General features: G+C 62.0%; 18 protein-coding genes. 12 read left to right on the forward strand and 6 right to left on the reverse strand.

Annotated elements, in window-relative coordinates:
* Positions 1-40: 40 nt before the first annotated feature.
* The 7 genes from recA (at position 41) to BXA07_RS04250 (ending at position 7,126) form a co-directional block, all read left to right on the forward strand.
* Complete coding sequence (gene recA / locus BXA07_RS04220) at positions 41-1,144, forward strand: recombinase RecA (protein WP_076565922.1); 1,104 nt, start codon at positions 41-43, stop codon at positions 1,142-1,144.
* Positions 1,145-1,347: 203 nt separating this feature from the next.
* Complete coding sequence (recX, locus tag BXA07_RS04225; RefSeq protein ID WP_076565924.1) at positions 1,348-1,803, forward strand: recombination regulator RecX; 456 nt, start codon at positions 1,348-1,350, stop codon at positions 1,801-1,803.
* A gap of 93 nt (positions 1,804-1,896) precedes the next feature.
* Positions 1,897-3,477 carry a methyltransferase regulatory domain-containing protein gene (locus BXA07_RS04230; protein WP_076565926.1) on the forward strand — a complete coding sequence of 527 codons (1,581 nt, stop codon included), beginning with the start codon at positions 1,897-1,899 and terminating at the stop codon, positions 3,475-3,477.
* A gap of 248 nt (positions 3,478-3,725) precedes the next feature.
* Positions 3,726-4,286 (forward strand): DUF2889 domain-containing protein, encoded by a 561-nt coding sequence (locus BXA07_RS04235; protein WP_076566477.1) that lies wholly within the window; start codon positions 3,726-3,728, stop codon positions 4,284-4,286.
* Positions 4,287-4,358: 72 nt separating this feature from the next.
* Complete coding sequence (sucC, locus tag BXA07_RS04240) at positions 4,359-5,528, forward strand: ADP-forming succinate--CoA ligase subunit beta (protein WP_076565928.1); 1,170 nt, start codon at positions 4,359-4,361, stop codon at positions 5,526-5,528.
* Between the two features lie 13 nt (positions 5,529-5,541).
* Positions 5,542-6,423 (forward strand): succinate--CoA ligase subunit alpha, encoded by an 882-nt coding sequence (gene sucD / locus BXA07_RS04245; RefSeq protein WP_076565931.1) that lies wholly within the window; start codon positions 5,542-5,544, stop codon positions 6,421-6,423.
* Positions 6,424-6,655: 232 nt separating this feature from the next.
* Entirely contained in the window at positions 6,656-7,126 is a 471-nt protein-coding gene (locus BXA07_RS04250) for a pilin (protein WP_083708029.1), read from the forward strand.
* A 16-nt stretch (positions 7,127-7,142) separates the two neighbouring features.
* On the opposite strand, the gene BXA07_RS04255 is transcribed toward BXA07_RS04250, so the two are convergent.
* A complete protein-coding gene (locus tag BXA07_RS04255) occupies positions 7,143-7,865 on the reverse strand; it encodes a flagellar brake protein (protein WP_076565935.1) in 723 nt (240 codons plus the stop codon).
* 159 nt (positions 7,866-8,024) lie between these two features.
* Here BXA07_RS04255 and BXA07_RS04260 point away from each other — a divergent pair, with 159 nt between their 5' ends.
* On the forward strand, positions 8,025-8,405 hold the full coding sequence (locus tag BXA07_RS04260; protein WP_076565937.1) for a DUF6713 family protein: 381 nt from the start codon (positions 8,025-8,027) through the stop codon (positions 8,403-8,405).
* On the opposite strand, the gene moaC is transcribed toward BXA07_RS04260, so the two are convergent.
* Positions 8,406-8,912, reverse strand: a complete 507-nt coding sequence (gene moaC / locus BXA07_RS04265; RefSeq protein ID WP_076565939.1) for a cyclic pyranopterin monophosphate synthase MoaC — start codon at positions 8,910-8,912, stop codon at positions 8,406-8,408. It lies immediately after the preceding gene.
* A gap of 305 nt (positions 8,913-9,217) precedes the next feature.
* On the opposite strand from moaC, the gene BXA07_RS04270 reads away from it, so the two are divergent.
* Complete coding sequence (locus BXA07_RS04270; RefSeq protein WP_244556198.1) at positions 9,218-10,687, forward strand: M48 family metallopeptidase; 1,470 nt, start codon at positions 9,218-9,220, stop codon at positions 10,685-10,687.
* Between the two features lie 3 nt (positions 10,688-10,690).
* Here the strand turns inward: BXA07_RS04270 and BXA07_RS04275 are convergent, their stop codons facing one another.
* From BXA07_RS04275 to BXA07_RS04290, 4 genes are read right to left on the reverse strand one after another with little or no spacing between them, the layout of a single operon-like run.
* Positions 10,691-11,281, reverse strand: a complete 591-nt coding sequence (locus BXA07_RS04275) for a DUF2946 family protein (RefSeq protein WP_076565941.1) — start codon at positions 11,279-11,281, stop codon at positions 10,691-10,693.
* On the reverse strand, positions 11,274-12,299 hold the full coding sequence (locus BXA07_RS04280; RefSeq protein ID WP_076565943.1) for a YheT family hydrolase: 1,026 nt from the start codon (positions 12,297-12,299) through the stop codon (positions 11,274-11,276). Before BXA07_RS04280 ends, BXA07_RS04275 begins: the two co-directional genes overlap by 8 nt.
* On the reverse strand, positions 12,299-12,724 hold the full coding sequence (locus tag BXA07_RS04285; protein ID WP_076565945.1) for a YybH family protein: 426 nt from the start codon (positions 12,722-12,724) through the stop codon (positions 12,299-12,301). The genes BXA07_RS04280 and BXA07_RS04285 overlap by 1 nt, the downstream gene beginning before the upstream one ends.
* Positions 12,725-12,782: 58 nt before the next feature.
* Positions 12,783-12,977, reverse strand: a complete 195-nt coding sequence (locus tag BXA07_RS04290) for a zinc-finger domain-containing protein (protein ID WP_070220739.1) — start codon at positions 12,975-12,977, stop codon at positions 12,783-12,785.
* A 257-nt stretch (positions 12,978-13,234) separates the two neighbouring features.
* Here BXA07_RS04290 and BXA07_RS04295 point away from each other — a divergent pair, with 257 nt between their 5' ends.
* The 3 genes from BXA07_RS04295 to BXA07_RS04305 all read left to right on the forward strand — a co-directional run bounded on the left by BXA07_RS04295 (position 13,235) and on the right by BXA07_RS04305 (position 15,601).
* Entirely contained in the window at positions 13,235-13,969 is a 735-nt protein-coding gene (locus BXA07_RS04295; protein ID WP_076566481.1) for an AzlC family ABC transporter permease, read from the forward strand.
* On the forward strand, positions 13,962-14,312 hold the full coding sequence (locus BXA07_RS04300) for an AzlD domain-containing protein (RefSeq protein ID WP_076565947.1): 351 nt from the start codon (positions 13,962-13,964) through the stop codon (positions 14,310-14,312). The genes BXA07_RS04295 and BXA07_RS04300 overlap by 8 nt, the downstream gene beginning before the upstream one ends.
* A 77-nt stretch (positions 14,313-14,389) precedes the next feature.
* Positions 14,390-15,601 (forward strand): phosphoglycerate kinase, encoded by a 1,212-nt coding sequence (locus BXA07_RS04305; RefSeq protein WP_076565949.1) that lies wholly within the window; start codon positions 14,390-14,392, stop codon positions 15,599-15,601.
* Positions 15,602-15,672: the final 71 nt, after the last annotated feature.

Below are 15,672 nucleotides of genomic sequence, written 5' to 3' on the forward strand. Positions count from 1 at the left end.
TTCCAGTCAATCCGCAACTGTAGAACGGCTGAAAGAACATATGGACGATAAAAAAGCTGTAGTACCCGCATCGGAAAAAGCCAAGGCGCTGGCCGCCGCACTGGCGCAGATCGAGAAGCAGTTTGGCAAAGGTTCGGTCATGCGCATGGATGCCAGCGCACCGATCGAAGAAGTGCAAGTCGTGTCGACCGGTTCGCTCGGCCTCGATATCGCGCTGGGCGTGGGCGGCTTGCCGCGCGGCCGCGTGGTGGAAATCTACGGTCCGGAATCGTCGGGTAAAACCACGCTGACCCTGCAAACCATTGCTGAAATGCAAAAACTGGGCGGCACCTGCGCCTTTATCGATGCCGAGCACGCGCTCGACGTCGGTTACGCGCAAAAGCTGGGCGTGAACCTGCACGAATTGCTGATCTCGCAACCGGACACGGGCGAGCAGGCGCTGGAAATCTGCGACGCCCTCGTGCGTTCGGGCAGTGTCGACCTCGTCGTCATCGACTCCGTGGCCGCACTGACCCCACGCGCCGAGATCGAAGGCGACATGGGCGACTCCCTGCCGGGCCTGCAAGCCCGCCTGATGTCGCAAGCGCTGCGCAAGCTGACCGGTTCCATCAACCGCACGAATACCCTGGTCATCTTCATCAACCAGATCCGCATGAAGATCGGCGTGATGTTCGGCAGCCCGGAAACGACCACGGGCGGCAATGCCCTGAAATTCTACGCTTCCGTGCGCCTGGACATCCGCCGCACCGGCTCGATCAAGTCCGGCGATGAAGTGATCGGCAACGAAACCAAGGTCAAGGTCGTCAAGAACAAGATCGCGCCGCCGTTCAAGGAAGCGCACTTCGACATCCTGTACGGCGCCGGCACCTCGCGCGAAGGCGAAATCCTGGACCTGGGTTCGGATGCCAAGATCGTGGAAAAATCCGGTTCGTGGTACAGCTACAACGGCGAACGCATCGGCCAGGGCAAGGACAACGCCCGCGCCTTCCTGCAAGAGCGTCCGGCGCTGGCGCGCGAAATCGAAAACAAGGTCCGCGCTTCGCTGGGCGTGCGCGAACTGCCGCCGCTGGCTGCTGAAAAGCCGGAAAAAGCGGATAAGGCCGCCGACAAGGCTGCCAAGGCTGCGGAAGCCAAGGCAGAGTAGGTCGGATTAGCGCGGCAAAGCCGCGCGTAATCCGACAACACCACAGACGTCAACAATGTTGTCGGATTACGGCCCAAGGGGCCTAATCCGACCTACGCATGGCTTGCTGCAAGGTGTGACCATGATCGCCGTCCCGCGCTGTTGCGCCGGGCGGCGATTGTGTTTGGGTGATGTGATCGTGGAATGAAAGACAAGGTGGGTGTATGGCCGCAGTACAACTAAGTCTGAAGGGCAGGGCGCTACGCTTTTTGTCGATGCGTGAACACAGCCGCATGGAATTGCGGCGCAAGCTGCAGCGGCATGCGCAGGAGGGCGACGACGTGGAAGCCTTGCTCGACAGCCTAGAAAAGGCCAACTGGCTGTCGCAGGAGCGCTTTTCCGAGTCGCTGATCCACCGCCGCTCGGCCCGTTTCGGCAATAGCCGCATCATGGCGGAACTGCAAAGCCATGGCATAGGCGGCGAAGCGCTGCAGGAACTCAAGGCGGGCCTGGCCGAAGGGGAGGTTGCGCGCGCCTGCGAGGTGTGGCGCCGTAAATTCGGACAAGTGGCGCAGGATGCCGAACAGCGCAACAAACAGATGCGTTTCCTGATGCAGCGCGGCTTTTCGCAGCGCGCCGTGCAGGTGGCCCTGAAGGGGCTGGAGCCGGAGGATGAGTAATATTTGTTAGCTTGACAGCAAGGATCAGTTATTCTGCCCAACTGCTGCTGCGCATGTTGCGTCCCAGCTTATACTCAATACACGGGACACCTGATGCGCAACTGGCATGATGGCTACACGGCTGAAACCGAATATACCTACGGCTATTACACGGAATTGAACCCCTTGCGTACGCAGCTGTTGCTGTTGAGCTGGGGCATCCAGCCGCCGAAGGTCGGCACCGCATGCGAGCTGGGCTTTGGCCAGGGCATGAGCGTCAATATCCATGCGGCAGCGGGGACCACGCGCTGGTATGGCACGGACTTCAGTCCCGCCCAGACAGCGTTTGCGCAGGAATTGGCCCAGGTGTCGGGGAACGGCGCGGTGCTGTCGGACGACTCGTTCCAGCAATTTTGCGCCCGCACCGACTTGCCCGACTTCGATTTTATTGCCCAGCACGGCATCTGGAGCTGGATTTCACCGGAAAACCAGGCATGTATCGTCGATTTCCTGGCGCGCAAACTCAAGCCCGGTGGCGTGCTGTATATCAGTTACAACACTCAAGCGGGCTGGGCGGCAATGGCGCCCATCCGCGACCTGATGGAACAGCACAGCCGTGTGCTGAGCGCGCCGGGACAGGATCTGCTGTCACGCGTCGGCAGTGCCTTGTCGTTCGTCAAAGGCATGCTGGAGACCAAGCCACGCTATTTGCAGGTCAATCCCAGTATCGCCGTCCGCATGCAACAGATCGGCGAGATGGACGCGAACTACGTGGCCCACGAATTTTTCAATCATTACTGGCAACCCGCTTCATTTGCCGTCATCGATCCCGTATTGCGCGCCGCCAAGCTGGAGTTTGCCGGTTCGGCGGCCTACGTCGATCACGTCCTACCCTTGAATTTGACACCGGAACAACTGGACTTCCTGGTGCGTATTCCCGATGCCAGTTTCCGTGAAACCACGGGCGATTTCATGCTCAATCGCCAGTTTCGGCAGGATTACTGGGTCAAGGGCGGGCGCAGGCTCAATGCCCACGAACAGGGCACGGCCCTGCGCGCGCTGCGTTTCATGCTGGTCGCGTCCAGGGAACAGATCAGCATGAAGGCCAGCGGTGCCCTGGGCGAGGCCGATCTCGATCCGCTTGCCTATGGCGCGCTGCTCGACGTGTTCGGTGATTACGAGCCACACAGCATCGGCGGACTCGAAGGTGACCTGCGCGGCAATGGCATCGACCTTGGCGCTCTGCTGCAAATGATATTGGTCCTGTGCCATAAATCATGCATCGTGCAGGTGCAGGAGGACGCGGCGATTGCACTGGCGCGGCCGGCCACGGCAAGGCTGAACCGGCATCTGCTGCAAAAGGCACTGGGCCGCACCGACCTGGCAGCGTTGGCCAGTCCGGTGACAGGCGGCGGCATAGGTGTGTTGCATCTGCAACAGTTATTCCTGCTGGCCCGCCAGGAGGGGCAGCAGACGGCGCAGGCATGGGCGGCATTTGCATGGCCGGTATTGCGTCGCTTGCAGCAGGCCATGGTACGCGACGGCATATTGCTGTCGGGCGAAGACGAGAATCTGGCGGAAATCACCATCCATGCGCGCAGCTTCGGCGTGGGCGTGCTGCCGATACTGCTGGCGCTGGGCGTGGCTGAAGAGGCCGTGCCCAACTGCCCGGACGGGGCGCCATGCGAAGCATGATTTTTATGATATCAATCATTCACAAATCAAATGACTTTGCGAAAATCACTGCATTGTATTTATAATTTGAAATGTTTTTAACGATGCAATGAAAAATTATGTTGCGGCGCAACCTGCGCGCAATGTGCTACACTTTTAGGGTTTTTGCGGCGCCGCAGGTGCGGTTGCTGTTCGTAGAAGCTGCGAACAGCGTGCTTTATGCACATGGCTGCTTACTAAATTTTGGCCGCGCAAGCGGCATCGGTCTTATGCCCCTGTCAACTCCCGTATCCCGGCGCGCCCTACGGCACTCCCGCGTTATCGACGTCCAAGCGTATATGCGCGACGACGGCCTGTGGGATATTGACGCCCGTATCACCGACATCAAAAGCTATGACGCGGCCCTGGCCTCCGGCCCACGCCCCGCTGGCACTCCCCTGCATGACCTCCACTTGCGCATTACCGTCGATCACGCACTGAACATCGTCGAGGCCGAAGCTGCTTCCGATGCCGTGCCTTATCCCGGTTTTTGCGATACCATCGGCCCCGCTTACAGGGCGCTGATCGGTCTGAATTTATTGAAGAATTTCCGCCGCGACTTGAAACAGCGCCTGGCGGGAATCGCTGGCTGTACCCATTTGACCGAACTGGCGCAAGTCTTGCCGACTGCGACGGTTCAGGCATTTGCCGGCGATGTCTGGTCGACCCGCGACGGCGCGAATGCTGATTTGCCGCATGAAAAGCCGTTTCAACTCGACAAATGTCATGCCCTGCGCACCGATGGCGGGGCGGTTGCACAGTATTACCCGCGCTGGGTAGCCAAAGCGTGACCCCGGCGCTTTCCTGTTTTTTTTGCACCACTAACCGTATTTTTACAAATCAGTATCAGAAGGGAAGCCAGCATGAAAATCCATGAGTATCAAGCCAAAGAAATCCTCCGGCAGCACGGAGTGACGGTACCACGCGGTATTCCGTGCATGTCCGTCGAAGAAGCCGTCAAGGCTGCGGAAACCCTGGGCGGCCCGGTGTGGGTCGTCAAGGCGCAGATCCACGCAGGTGGCCGCGGCAAGGGCGGCGGCGTGAAAGTGGCAAAATCGATGGAACAGGTCAAGGAATACGCTGACCAGATCATGGGCATGCAGCTGATCACGCACCAGACCAGCGCCGAAGGCCAGAAAGTCAACCGCCTGCTGGTGGAAGAAGGCGCCGACATCAAGCAAGAACTGTACGTTTCGCTGGTCACCGACCGCGTCACCCAGAAAATCGTCCTGATGGCATCGTCCGAAGGCGGCATGGACATCGAAGAAGTGGCCGAGAGCCACCCTGAGAAGATCCACCACGTCACCATCGATCCAGGCGTCGGCCTGACCGATGCCCAGGCAGACGACATTGCGACCAAAATCGGCGTGCCTGCCGGTTCCATCGTCGATGCACGCGTCAACCTGCAAGGCCTGTACAAAGCGTACTGGGAAACCGACTGCTCGCTGGCCGAAATCAACCCGCTGATCGTCACCGGCAGCGGCAAGGTCATCGCCCTGGACGCCAAGTTCAACTTTGACCCGAACGCCCTGTTCCGTCATCCGGAAATCGTCGCCCTGCGCGACCTGGACGAAGAAGATCCAGCTGAAATCGAAGCGTCGAAATTCGACCTGGCCTACATCTCGCTCGACGGCAACATCGGTTGCCTGGTGAACGGCGCCGGCCTGGCCATGGCCACCATGGACACGATTAAACTGTTCGGCGGCGAGCCAGCCAACTTCCTGGACGTCGGCGGCGGCGCCACGGCAGAAAAAGTGACCGAAGCGTTCAAGATCATGCTGAAAAACCCAGGCCTGAAAGCCATCCTGGTGAACATTTTCGGCGGCATCATGCGTTGCGACGTGATCGCCGAAGGCGTCATCGCCGCGGTGAAAGCCGTCTCGCTGAACGTACCGCTGGTCGTGCGCATGAAGGGCACCAACGAAGACCTGGGCAAGAAGATGCTGGCCGATTCCGGTCTGCCTATCATCGCAGCCGACACCATGGAAGATGCAGCCAAGAGCGTCGTTGCCGCTGCTGCCGGTCAAGCTTAATTAAGGAATCAACATGTCCATTCTGATCAATAAAGATACCAAAGTCGTTACTCAAGGGATCACCGGCAAGACCGGTCAGTTCCACACCCGCGGTTGCCGCGACTACGCGAACGGCAAAGCCGCCTTCGTGGCAGGCGTGAACCCGAAGAAAGCCGGCGAAGATTTCGAAGGCATTCCTATTTTCGCTAACGTCACCGAAGCGAAAAAAGAAACCGGCGCCAACGTTTCCGTGATCTACGTGCCGCCAGCAGGCGCGGCAGCGGCGATCTGGGAAGCTGTCGAAGCTGAAATGGATCTGGCCATTTGCATTACCGAAGGCATTCCTGTGCGTGACATGATGGTCCTGAAAGACCGCATGGCTAAAGCCGGCAGCAAGACCTTGCTGCTGGGCCCTAACTGCCCAGGTCTGATCACCCCGGACGAAATCAAGATCGGCATCATGCCAGGTCACATCCACAAGAAGGGCCGTATCGGCGTCGTTTCGCGTTCGGGCACCCTGACCTATGAAGCAGTGGGTCAGCTGACCGCACTGGGCCTGGGCCAATCGTCGGCAGTCGGCATCGGCGGCGACCCGATCAACGGTCTGAAGCACATCGACATCATGAAGATGTTCAATGACGATCCAGATACCGACGCGGTCATCATGATCGGCGAAATCGGCGGTCCGGACGAAGCCAACGCGGCGTACTGGATCAAGGACAACATGAAAAAACCGGTCGTCGGCTTCATCGCTGGCGTAACGGCTCCTCCAGGCAAGCGCATGGGCCACGCCGGCGCGCTGATCTCGGGCGGCGCCGACACGGCACAAGCCAAGCTGGAAATCATGGAAGCTTGCGGCATCACCGTGACCAAAAACCCGTCGGAAATGGCGCGTCTGCTGAAAGCCATGCTGTAATTTCAGCTCGGTATTGATGCAGCACAAAAAAGGAGCTTCGGCTCCTTTTTTTTCGTCCGCACGACACGGTGCTCGCACGACATGGCGATTCCCGGCCTGGGCCGACGGCGCCCGTCCGAGCCTGCCCAAAAGTGTCGCTTTTCTTTCCACTCGTGCCGCCGCTGCCCGGGCGCGCCGCTGGCATGGCGCTTGCACCATGGCTGGCGTGAGCAAAGCACCTTGGGAGGAGACGATGCGCGCGCAGAGCGGATTTACCCTGATAGAACTGATGATCGTGGTGGCCATCGCCGGCATCCTGGCGGCCGTGGCCATTCCTCAATATGGCGACTACACGATGCGGGCCAAGGTCAGCAACGTGCTGTCCGCGGCTGCGCCCCTGAAGACGGCTGTGGCCCTGTGCGTGCAGGAAAATGGGGGCGAGGCGGCCGCCTGCAGCACGCCCACCGAGAGCGTTCCCGGCCCCATCCCCGCCTTTACGGCGACGCGCGAAGTGGCCAGCGCCAAGGTGGACAAGGGCGATATCGTGCTGACCCTGGCGGCCGACCTGGGCAAGGGCATGGCAGGCAAGGTGGTGAAGATGAGCTTGCAGCCGGGCAGCAGCAGCTTGAGCTGGCTCAACAGCACCACCGTCACGAATGCCGCGGCGGTCGAGGCCCTCCTGAAGAACAATCCTCCGCCGCAGGCGCCGGCGGCGACCGAGTGAGTCCGTCCGTGCGGCGTCAGACGATCTTTTGCCGGTCCGCGATCAGCGCTTCATAGGTAAGGTTTTGCAGCAGGGTGTAGTGGGTCGGTTCCAGGTCGATGAATTGCACGCCATACGTATAGATTTCCGCTGTGTCGGCGCCATTGCCGTTCGAGGGCTTGCCCACGCTGACGTTCTGGATGCGCGCGCGCGTATTGACGCGCATCTGGTGCTTGTTCGGCTGCACCAGCAGGGTAAAGCTGAGCGCCACGCCCTCGTCGTCCGGCGTGAGCATGGCGGGCGCCTCGATCAGCGCGCCCGAGACGCTGAGGTTGACGATGAACACGGGCACGGCCGCCACGTCGCGGTAGCTCAGCTGCGCCGGAATGTCCACCTTCACGCGCATGGCCGTGCGCAGGCTGGTGCCCTGGATGGCGTCGGGAAAGCTCAGGTGCACATAATTGAGCGGGCGGCCAAAGATGCGCAGCACGCTGCAGGCGAACGAACAGACGGTGACGCCGGAAAACACGCGGATGGTCAGCTTGTCGCCCTCGTTGAGCACGATGGACGCGCCATTTTCCAGCGGGATCTTGACGATCAGATACTCATCCTTCATATAGCCGATGAGGGTCGAGAAGTGCTGGATGGGTTTGATGGTGCGGTGCGTGATGAACTGGATGCGTCCGCCGACCTGCAGATTCATCGCCTCGAATTCAAAGTCCTGGAGCTTGCTTTCGGCGGCGGGCTTGTTGCTTGTCATGCGATGCTCATCTCAATGTTGTCGGATAGCAGTATGCATGATTTCTTGATGAAAAAGCATGTAGATCAATGAAATTGATATTGCTATCAAAAAATGCCGTGCGTGACGGTAGGCGGTATAGGATTTACAATTGCGTCAATATTAACGAATATAAACCTTATGGCACGCAGCTATTTCTGGACGATGTTGTCATTGATCCTGCATCAGGTCGATGCGGCTTACTGGCGCGAATGGGAAATGTTTCATGTGCCGGGCGGCATACAGGGTTTCCTGATATTCAATCTGGCGGCGATTGCCCTGGTGCTGGCCGGCTACCGGCATGTGCTGCTGGAGACCCGGCTGGCCCCCCGCTATGCGGCAGTGTGCGCCGCGCTGGGCGCGGGCACCTTTCTCATTCACGCCGGCTTTGCGCTGGCGGGACTGGAACAGTTCCACCTGCCCCTGTCGATGGCCATCCTCGGGCTGTGCCTGGCGTGCGCCGCGTGGCTGCTGCGCGACGTGCGCCGCGTCCGAGGTCCGCTGGCGCGCCGGACAGCATAGTTACACCTCGGCGTGCCAATCGCCCGACTTGCCGCCATGCTTTTCCAGCACGCGCACGTTCGTCATGACCATGCCCCGGTCGACGGCCTTGCACATGTCGTAGATCGTCAGCAAGCCGATCTGGACGGACGTGAGCGCTTCCATTTCCACGCCCGTCTTGCCCGTCGTGTCGACCTGGGCGCGGCAGTGCACGCTGTTGGCCGCGGCATCGACTTCGAAGTCGACGGTGACGCGCGTGAGCGCCAGCGGGTGGCACAGGGGAATCAGGTCGCTGGTGCGCTTGGCGCCCATGATGGCGGCGATGCGGGCGATGCCCAGCACGTCGCCTTTTTTCGCATTGCCGGAAATGATCAATGCCAGGGTGGCGGGCTGCATGCGGATGGTGCCGGCGGCCACGGCGCTGCGGCGCGTGTCTTCCTTGCTGCCCACGTCGACCATATGGGCCTGGCCCGTGGCGTCGAAATGGGTCAGTTTCCCGGCGGGGGCTTGCTTGTCTGCTGTTGTCATGGCGTCAAAATAGGGTCGGGAAATGAGGGTGCGGCATGCCGGAATGCAAAGCCGTGCCACAAGCATATCGCATGCCTGTCGCGCGGAAACGGCGCCGCTAACAAGGTATGATAGCACCCGTGAATTCAAAAACTCCTCTTCCGATCGTACTTCAAAATGCCGGTGCGGCATGGCCGCGCAGGCGCTGGCGTGTCGCCGCGCTGGCGGCGCTGTGCCTGGCTGCGCCGTTTGCGCTGGCGCAAACCTATACGTCCGCCCCTGCGGCGCCAGCCGCCAAGCCGGCCTCCAGCTGGACGCCGCCGGCCGTGCCGCCGGCGCCGAACCTGCCGAACCTGGGCGATACGGCGCGCGAAGACCTGTCGCCAGCGATGGAGCGCAAGATCGGCGAGGAAATCATGCGCGGCTTGCGCGGCGACCGCGATTATCTCGATGATGCGCCCCTGCTCGAATACCTCAATACCTTCGGCAACGCCCTCGTGGCGGCGCGCCCCAGCGTGCGCGGCGAAACGAACTACGATTATTTCTTCTTTGCCGTGCGCGACCCGCAATTGAATGCATTCGCCTTGCCCGGCGGCTTCATCGCCGTCCACTCGGCCTTGCTGCTGGCGGCGCAAACGGAGGCGGAACTGGCGTCCGTCCTGTCGCACGAGATCGGCCACGTGGCGCAGCGCCATATCGCGCGCATGCTGGGCCAGCAGCGCCAGGACGCCTTGATGCCGCTGGCGGCCATACTGCTGGCGGCGCTCGCCTCGCGCGCGGGCGGCGACGTGGCCATGGGCGTGTTTGCGGCCGGCCAGGGCCTGGCCATCCAGCGCCAGCTCAATTTCGGCCGCGACGCCGAGCGCGAGGCCGACCGCATCGGTTTCCAGATCATGGGCGAAGCCGGTTTCGACACCACCGGCATGGTGGCCTTCTTCGGCCGCATGCAGGCGGCCAGCCGCTCGTACAGCGACCTGATGCCCGCCTATCTGCAGACCCACCCGCTGACGACGGAGCGCATCGCCGACATCCAGGCGCGCATCCGCGAGCAGCCGTACAAGCAGCGCCCGGACAGCCTGAATTTCCACCTGGCCCGCGCCCGCGCCCGCGTGCTGCAGGATGAAAGCGTGCAGGGCCTGTTGAATGCGAAAGCCGTCTTCAAGACGCAGCTGGAACAGCAAAGCCGCTTCCAGGTGACGGCCGCCCATTACGGTTTGTCGTTTGTCGCCGTCAAGCAGGGCAAGCCGGTCGAGGCGCAGAAGGAACTCGATGCGGCCAACGCGGCTTTGCACCAGCCGGCCGGACCCAACGTGTTTACCTCGGGCGGCACGCAGGGGCCGAATTCCCTGCTGGCGGCCATGGCGCTGGAAGTGCTGCTGATGCCGGAGCAAAAGCCGGAGGTGGCGTCGCAGGCCTTGAAGGCGGCCGATGCGGCGCGCCAGCAGTTTCCCCTGTCGCGCGGCATTGCCCGCCAGTATGCGGAAGCATTGATCGCGGACAAGAAGCTTGGCCAGGCGACGCTGTACCTGCGCGACCAGGTGCAGCTCTACAAGGAAGAGCCGGAACTGTATGATTTACTGGCGAAAGCCTATGCGGACCAGGGCAAGATGACCTTGCAGCACATGGCGCTGGCCGAATCGTATGTGCTGCAGGGCGCCACCATGGCCGCGCTGGACCAGCTGACGATCGCCCGCAAGTCCACGGACGCGACCTTTTATGACCAGGCCGTGATCGATGCGCGCGAACGCGAATTGCAGGAAAAGCGCCGCGAGCAGATCAAGGAGCAGAAGGGATAAGCCTTATTCGGCTTGCGGCATCGGCTGGAAGTCGAAGGTTTGCGGCACGGCGTCGTAGCGCAGCGGCTGCACGGCGATTTCCTTGCCGTCATGCAATAGGGTCAGCTTGCCCCGGCGCTCTTCCAGCCACGCCAGCAAGGCATCGTCGCTGGCCACCTGGCCATCGACGTGCAGGGCGTCCAGCACTTGCGCCATGTCGCGGTCATCGACCTGCGCCACGATATGATCGTCGCGCAAGATCAAGACGCCATTGTCGCACCAATACACCTGCTCGATCTGTTCCAGCGCCGCGCCCGTCTGTAAGACAAAACCGTGCCGCGGGTCGCTGCGGGCGATGTAGGGTGTCGCTTCCAGATTTACATACACGCGCTGCGGGCCGTTCTGGAAGAACCAGCAGCCGCGTTCGTCATGGCCGTAATTGCGGTTGATAAATCCCAGCAGGGCTTCGTGGGCAATCTTGTCGCCAGGCAGTTGTTGCTGTTGCGCATGCTGGTCGCGCATGCGCCAGTGGCCGCGCGCGTCCAGGCCCAGCCAGCCGTAGCAGTGCGGTACGTTCGGCCATTTGGCCAGGGCCTGTTTGACGAGTTCATCCATGTGTAGCGTTTTCCGTGTGCGTTTGTGAACTGCCAGCGTGACAGCTTTGCAGTGCCGATGGCGCCGTGTTGCCGCCTTCAAAAAAATGGATCAGGCGCTGCGGCAGCCAGCGTGTGCTGCCCGGCAACTTACCTGCCGCAAAGCCGACGTGGCCGCCGTGGCGCGGATACTCGAGCGTGACCGTCGGCGCGGCGCTGCGCGGCAGGAAGCGCCCGGGCAGGAAGGGATCGTTCTGCGCATTCAATACCAGGGTCGGCACGGTGATGTCGCGCAGGACGTGCTTGGCGCTGGCGCGGTGCCAGTAATCGTCGGCGTCGCGGTAGCCGTGCAGGGGCGCCGTGACGACATTGTCGAAGGCGTGCAAGTCGCGCGCGGCCAGCATGGCCTCGCGCGCAAACAGGCCGGGAAACTGTTCCAGCTTGGCCAGGCATTTGGGTTTCAAGGTGTTCAGGAACATGCGTGTGTACAGCCGGTTGGCGCCCGAAGACAAGGCCTTGCCCCCTTGCGCCAGGTCCAGCGGGGCCGACACGGCCGCGGCCGCATCGATGAAATCGGCCTGGTGCTGCGACTGGCCCAGCCAGCACAGCAGGGCGTTGCCGCCCAGCGAGACGCCGGCCGCGTAGAATTTTCCCGTGGCGCGCGGACGCAGGCGCCGCACGATCCAGTCCACTTCCTGCGCATCGCCCGAATGGTAAAAACGGGGGGCCAGGTTGGCTTCGCCCGAGCAGCCGCGGAAATGCGGCACGGCGCCGGACCAGCCGCGCGCGGCCACCTCGGCCATCAGGGCGCGCGCGTAATGGCTGCCTGACGAGCCTTCCAGGCCGTGGAACAGCAGCACGAAGGGCTGGCCCGGCTGGCCGTCGACCAGGTCGACGTCGACGAAGTCGCCATCGGGCGCTTGCCAGCGTTCGCGGCGGAAGGCCACGGCCGGCTTGGCGAGGCACACGGCGGGATAAATCGTCTGCGCGTGGCCGCCGGGCAGCCAGAATGGGGCGGTGTAGGAAAGAGACAAAGGCATCAGTGCAGGATCTGCGTCCCCGTGCTGTCGGCCGGCGCGCCGCCGGGAGCGATGGACGCGTGGTGCAGCACGATGCGCCAGCCGCGCGGGCTTTTCACGTACACATTCGTCGCCAGCAGGTGCGCGGGAGCGCCATCTTCGCTGGTGACGCCTTCGATGACCGTATGCACGGAGCTCATCAGGTTGTGCGTTTCATGCAGCTGCGCGGGCACGATGTGCAGGCCGCCGCCCGCCAGGATGGTTTCCCACGAAGCGCGGATGGCGGCATGGCCGATCAGGCGCGCGCCGCCCGGGTGGATGCAGACGATTTCCTCGTCGTCGGCCCACAGCGCCATCAGCGCTTCGAGGTCGGCGCGGTGCAAGGCATCGTAGAACGCCGCTTCGACTTCGGCGGCGCTGCCATTGAGTTCTTTCAGACGTTTCATGACGACTCCGGGCTGGTGCAAATAAAAACGGCGCGCTGGGGGCGCGCCGCTGGGCAGGTTAATGGTGGCCGGCGCTGGCGCCTTCCTTCAGCGTGTAGGCCGTGCCGCAGTACGGGCACTTGGCGATGCCGTCTTTGTTAAATTCCAGAAACACGCGCGGATGCGACGACCACAGCGGCATGGCCGGGTTAGGGCAGTGTGCTGGCAAGTCTTTACCGTCGAGTTCGACCGCTGGCTGGGTGGTTTTTGTCATCTTGTCATGCTCCGTGAGGCTGTATGGAAGGAAGTCGGCTGCTGCCAAAAGCACGATTTTAACGGATTCAGGCAGACAGCAAAAATCATGGCTAAAATGACGGCTCGATCATTTGCGGTTGCGGCGCGTTTTTTGCGTCGCAGCGGCAGCGTTACAGCCACACTGACTGGATTTGCCTTGCCGGTATCACCGTTGCCGCCCTTGTCGCCATGCACCATTGTTGTGCAATTACCACACCCAGCTTGCCGGAGCGCCGCGTGAGCGCCGTGCTGGCCGACAAGGACGATGCCTTGCTGAAGGACGCCTGGCGCGCCGGCCTGAAACTGGGCGCGCCCAGCCTGCTGGGCATCGCCGCCTGGGGCATGGTGGTGGGCGTGGCCATGGTGAAAAGCGGCCTGACGGTGGCGCAGGCGGGGGCCATGACCCTGTTTGTCTTTGCCGGCTCGGCCCAGCTCGCGTCCCTGCCCCTGCTGGCCGCGCAGGCGCCCGTGTGGGTGATCTTCGCCACGGCCCTCGTCGTCAATTTGCGCTTTGTCATCTTTTCCGTGCTGCTGGCCCCCCATTTTGCCCATCTGCCCTGGCGCCAGCGCTTTGCGCTCGGCTATGTGGCGGGCGACATCACCGTGGGCCTGTTCCTGCAGCGTTACCCGCATGAAACGCCGGACCCGGCCAAGCTGCCTTTCCTGAAAGGCTTGATCTACCCCAACTGGCTGGCCTGGCAAACCGGTTCCTTCATCGGCATCGTGCTGGGCGCCGTCGTGCCGGCCGAATGGGGACTGGGTTTTGCGGGCACGCTGGCCATCCTGTGCGTGACGATACCGCTGATCCTCGGCCGCGCCGCCCTGTGCGGCGTGCTGGTGGCGGGCACGGTGGCCGTGCTGGCCTTTGGCCTGCCATACAAGCTGGGTTTGCTGGTGGCCGTGGTGGCGGGCATGGTCAGCGCCATGGCCGTGGAAGAATTGACAGAAAAGTGGACAAAACGCCATGTTTGACGGTATAGACTGGGGCAGGGCCGACGTGTGGATCGCCATCGCCGTGCTGGTGGTGGCCACGGCCGCCACGCGCAGCACCTTCTGGCTGGTCGGCCATCACATCACCATTCCGCGCCGCGTGGGCGAGATGCTGCGCTATGCGCCGGCCTGCGCGCTGGCGGCCATCATCGCGCCCGACATGCTGATGGAAGGCCAGCAACTGCACTTCGAATTATCGAATTTGAAACTCCTGGCTGGTATTGCCGCCACGGTCTTTTTTGTGGTCCGCCGCAATATGCTGCAAACCATCGTCTTCGGCATGCTGGTTTTCACGGGCTTGCGACTGTTGCACGTTTTTCAGTAAAGCAGGACAAATCGGCGATTTGCGCTGGTCATTGCGGTAAAATAGCGCACTTCCTTCCACTCGTCATCTGGATCGCCATGTCAGCTGTTCTCAACTTCATCCGTCTGCAAGATTTGATCGCCCAAAATGCACTGCAAGGCAAGCGCGTATTCATCCGCGCCGACCTGAACGTCCCGCAAGATGACAGTGGCAAGATCACCGAAGATACGCGCATCCGCGCTTCGGTGCCGGCCATCCGCGCCGCCCTCGACGCTGGCGCCGCCGTCATGGTGACGTCGCACCTGGGCCGTCCGACGGAAGGCGAGTTCAAGCCTGCCGACAGCCTGGCGCCCGTGGCGGCGCGCCTGTCCGAGCTGCTGGGCCAGGAAGTTGCACTGAAACAAAACTGGATCGATGGCGCCGGCCTGGACAACCTGGCTGCCGGCCAAGTGGTCCTGCTGGAAAACGTGCGCGTCAACAAGGGCGAAAAGAAAAACAGCGATGAGCTGGCGCAAAAAATGGCCAAATTGTGCGATATCTACGTCAATGACGCGTTCGGCACGGCCCACCGCGCCGAGGCGTCCACGCACGGCATCGCCAAGTTCGCCCCTGTCGCCTGCGCCGGCCCGCTGCTGGCCGCCGAACTCGATGCGCTGGGCAAGGCCTTGCACGCGCCGGCCCGTCCGCTGCTGGCCATCGTTGCTGGTTCGAAAGTATCGAGCAAGCTGACCATCCTGAAAGCCCTGTCCGACAAGGTCGATAACCTGATCGTCGGCGGCGGCATCGCCAACACCTTCATGAAAGCCGTTGGCTTGAACGTGGGCAAGTCGCTGGTGGAAGCGGAACTCGTCGACGAAGCGAAAGCCATCATCGAGATCATGGCCAAGCGCGGCGCGCAAGTGCCGATTCCCGTCGATGTCGTGTGCGCCAAGGAGTTTTCGCCGACGGCCGCCGCCACCGTCAAGGACGTGGCTGACGTGGCAGACGACGACATGATCCTCGATATCGGTCCGAAAACGGCCGCCCTGCTGGCCGGTCAGATCGCCGCCGCCGGCACCATCGTGTGGAACGGCCCCGTCGGCGTGTTCGAATTCGACCAGTTCGGCAACGGCACCAAGACCCTGGCCCTGGCGATTGCCGAATCGAAAGCTTTCTCGATCGCGGGCGGCGGCGACACCCTGGCGGCGATTGCCAAATACGATATTACCGATCAAATCAGCTATATCTCGACGGGCGGCGGCGCTTTCCTGGAGTTCCTGGAAGGCAAGACTTTGCCCGCCGTAGAGATCCTGATGCAACGCGCAGGCTGATCCAGCCTGACTGTCGTGCCACCAAGCGCAGCCTGACCGCTGCGCTTTTACCTTGCCGGATGCAGCATCGA

Origin of the sequence: Janthinobacterium sp. TND4EL3 (assembly GCF_900156175.1) — a bacterium.
Lineage (GTDB): Bacteria > Pseudomonadota > Gammaproteobacteria > Burkholderiales > Burkholderiaceae_D > Janthinobacterium.

Bases quoted from the DNA above. Each gene is read 5' to 3' on its own strand.
- BXA07_RS04255 (WP_076565935.1), bottom strand. From the start codon at position 7,865: ATGACAAGCAACAAGCCCGCCGCCGAAAGCAAGCTCCAGGACTTTGAA.
- BXA07_RS04290 (WP_070220739.1), bottom strand. From the start codon at position 12,977: ATGACAAAAACCACCCAGCCAGCGGTCGAACTCGACGGTAAAGACTTG.
- recA (WP_076565922.1), top strand. From the start codon at position 41: ATGGACGATAAAAAAGCTGTAGTACCCGCATCGGAAAAAGCCAAGGCG.
- BXA07_RS04300 (WP_076565947.1), top strand. From the start codon at position 13,962: ATGTTTGACGGTATAGACTGGGGCAGGGCCGACGTGTGGATCGCCATC.
- BXA07_RS04280 (WP_076565943.1), bottom strand. From the start codon at position 12,299: ATGCCTTTGTCTCTTTCCTACACCGCCCCATTCTGGCTGCCCGGCGGC.
- sucC (WP_076565928.1), top strand. From the start codon at position 4,359: ATGAAAATCCATGAGTATCAAGCCAAAGAAATCCTCCGGCAGCACGGA.
- BXA07_RS04235 (WP_076566477.1), top strand. From the start codon at position 3,726: ATGCCCCTGTCAACTCCCGTATCCCGGCGCGCCCTACGGCACTCCCGC.
- BXA07_RS04250 (WP_083708029.1), top strand. From the start codon at position 6,656: ATGCGCGCGCAGAGCGGATTTACCCTGATAGAACTGATGATCGTGGTG.
- BXA07_RS04230 (WP_076565926.1), top strand. From the start codon at position 1,897: ATGCGCAACTGGCATGATGGCTACACGGCTGAAACCGAATATACCTAC.
- sucD (WP_076565931.1), top strand. From the start codon at position 5,542: ATGTCCATTCTGATCAATAAAGATACCAAAGTCGTTACTCAAGGGATC.
- recX (WP_076565924.1), top strand. From the start codon at position 1,348: ATGGCCGCAGTACAACTAAGTCTGAAGGGCAGGGCGCTACGCTTTTTG.
- BXA07_RS04285 (WP_076565945.1), bottom strand. From the start codon at position 12,724: ATGAAACGTCTGAAAGAACTCAATGGCAGCGCCGCCGAAGTCGAAGCG.
- BXA07_RS04305 (WP_076565949.1), top strand. From the start codon at position 14,390: ATGTCAGCTGTTCTCAACTTCATCCGTCTGCAAGATTTGATCGCCCAA.
- BXA07_RS04260 (WP_076565937.1), top strand. From the start codon at position 8,025: ATGGCACGCAGCTATTTCTGGACGATGTTGTCATTGATCCTGCATCAG.
- moaC (WP_076565939.1), bottom strand. From the start codon at position 8,912: ATGACAACAGCAGACAAGCAAGCCCCCGCCGGGAAACTGACCCATTTC.
- BXA07_RS04275 (WP_076565941.1), bottom strand. From the start codon at position 11,281: ATGGATGAACTCGTCAAACAGGCCCTGGCCAAATGGCCGAACGTACCG.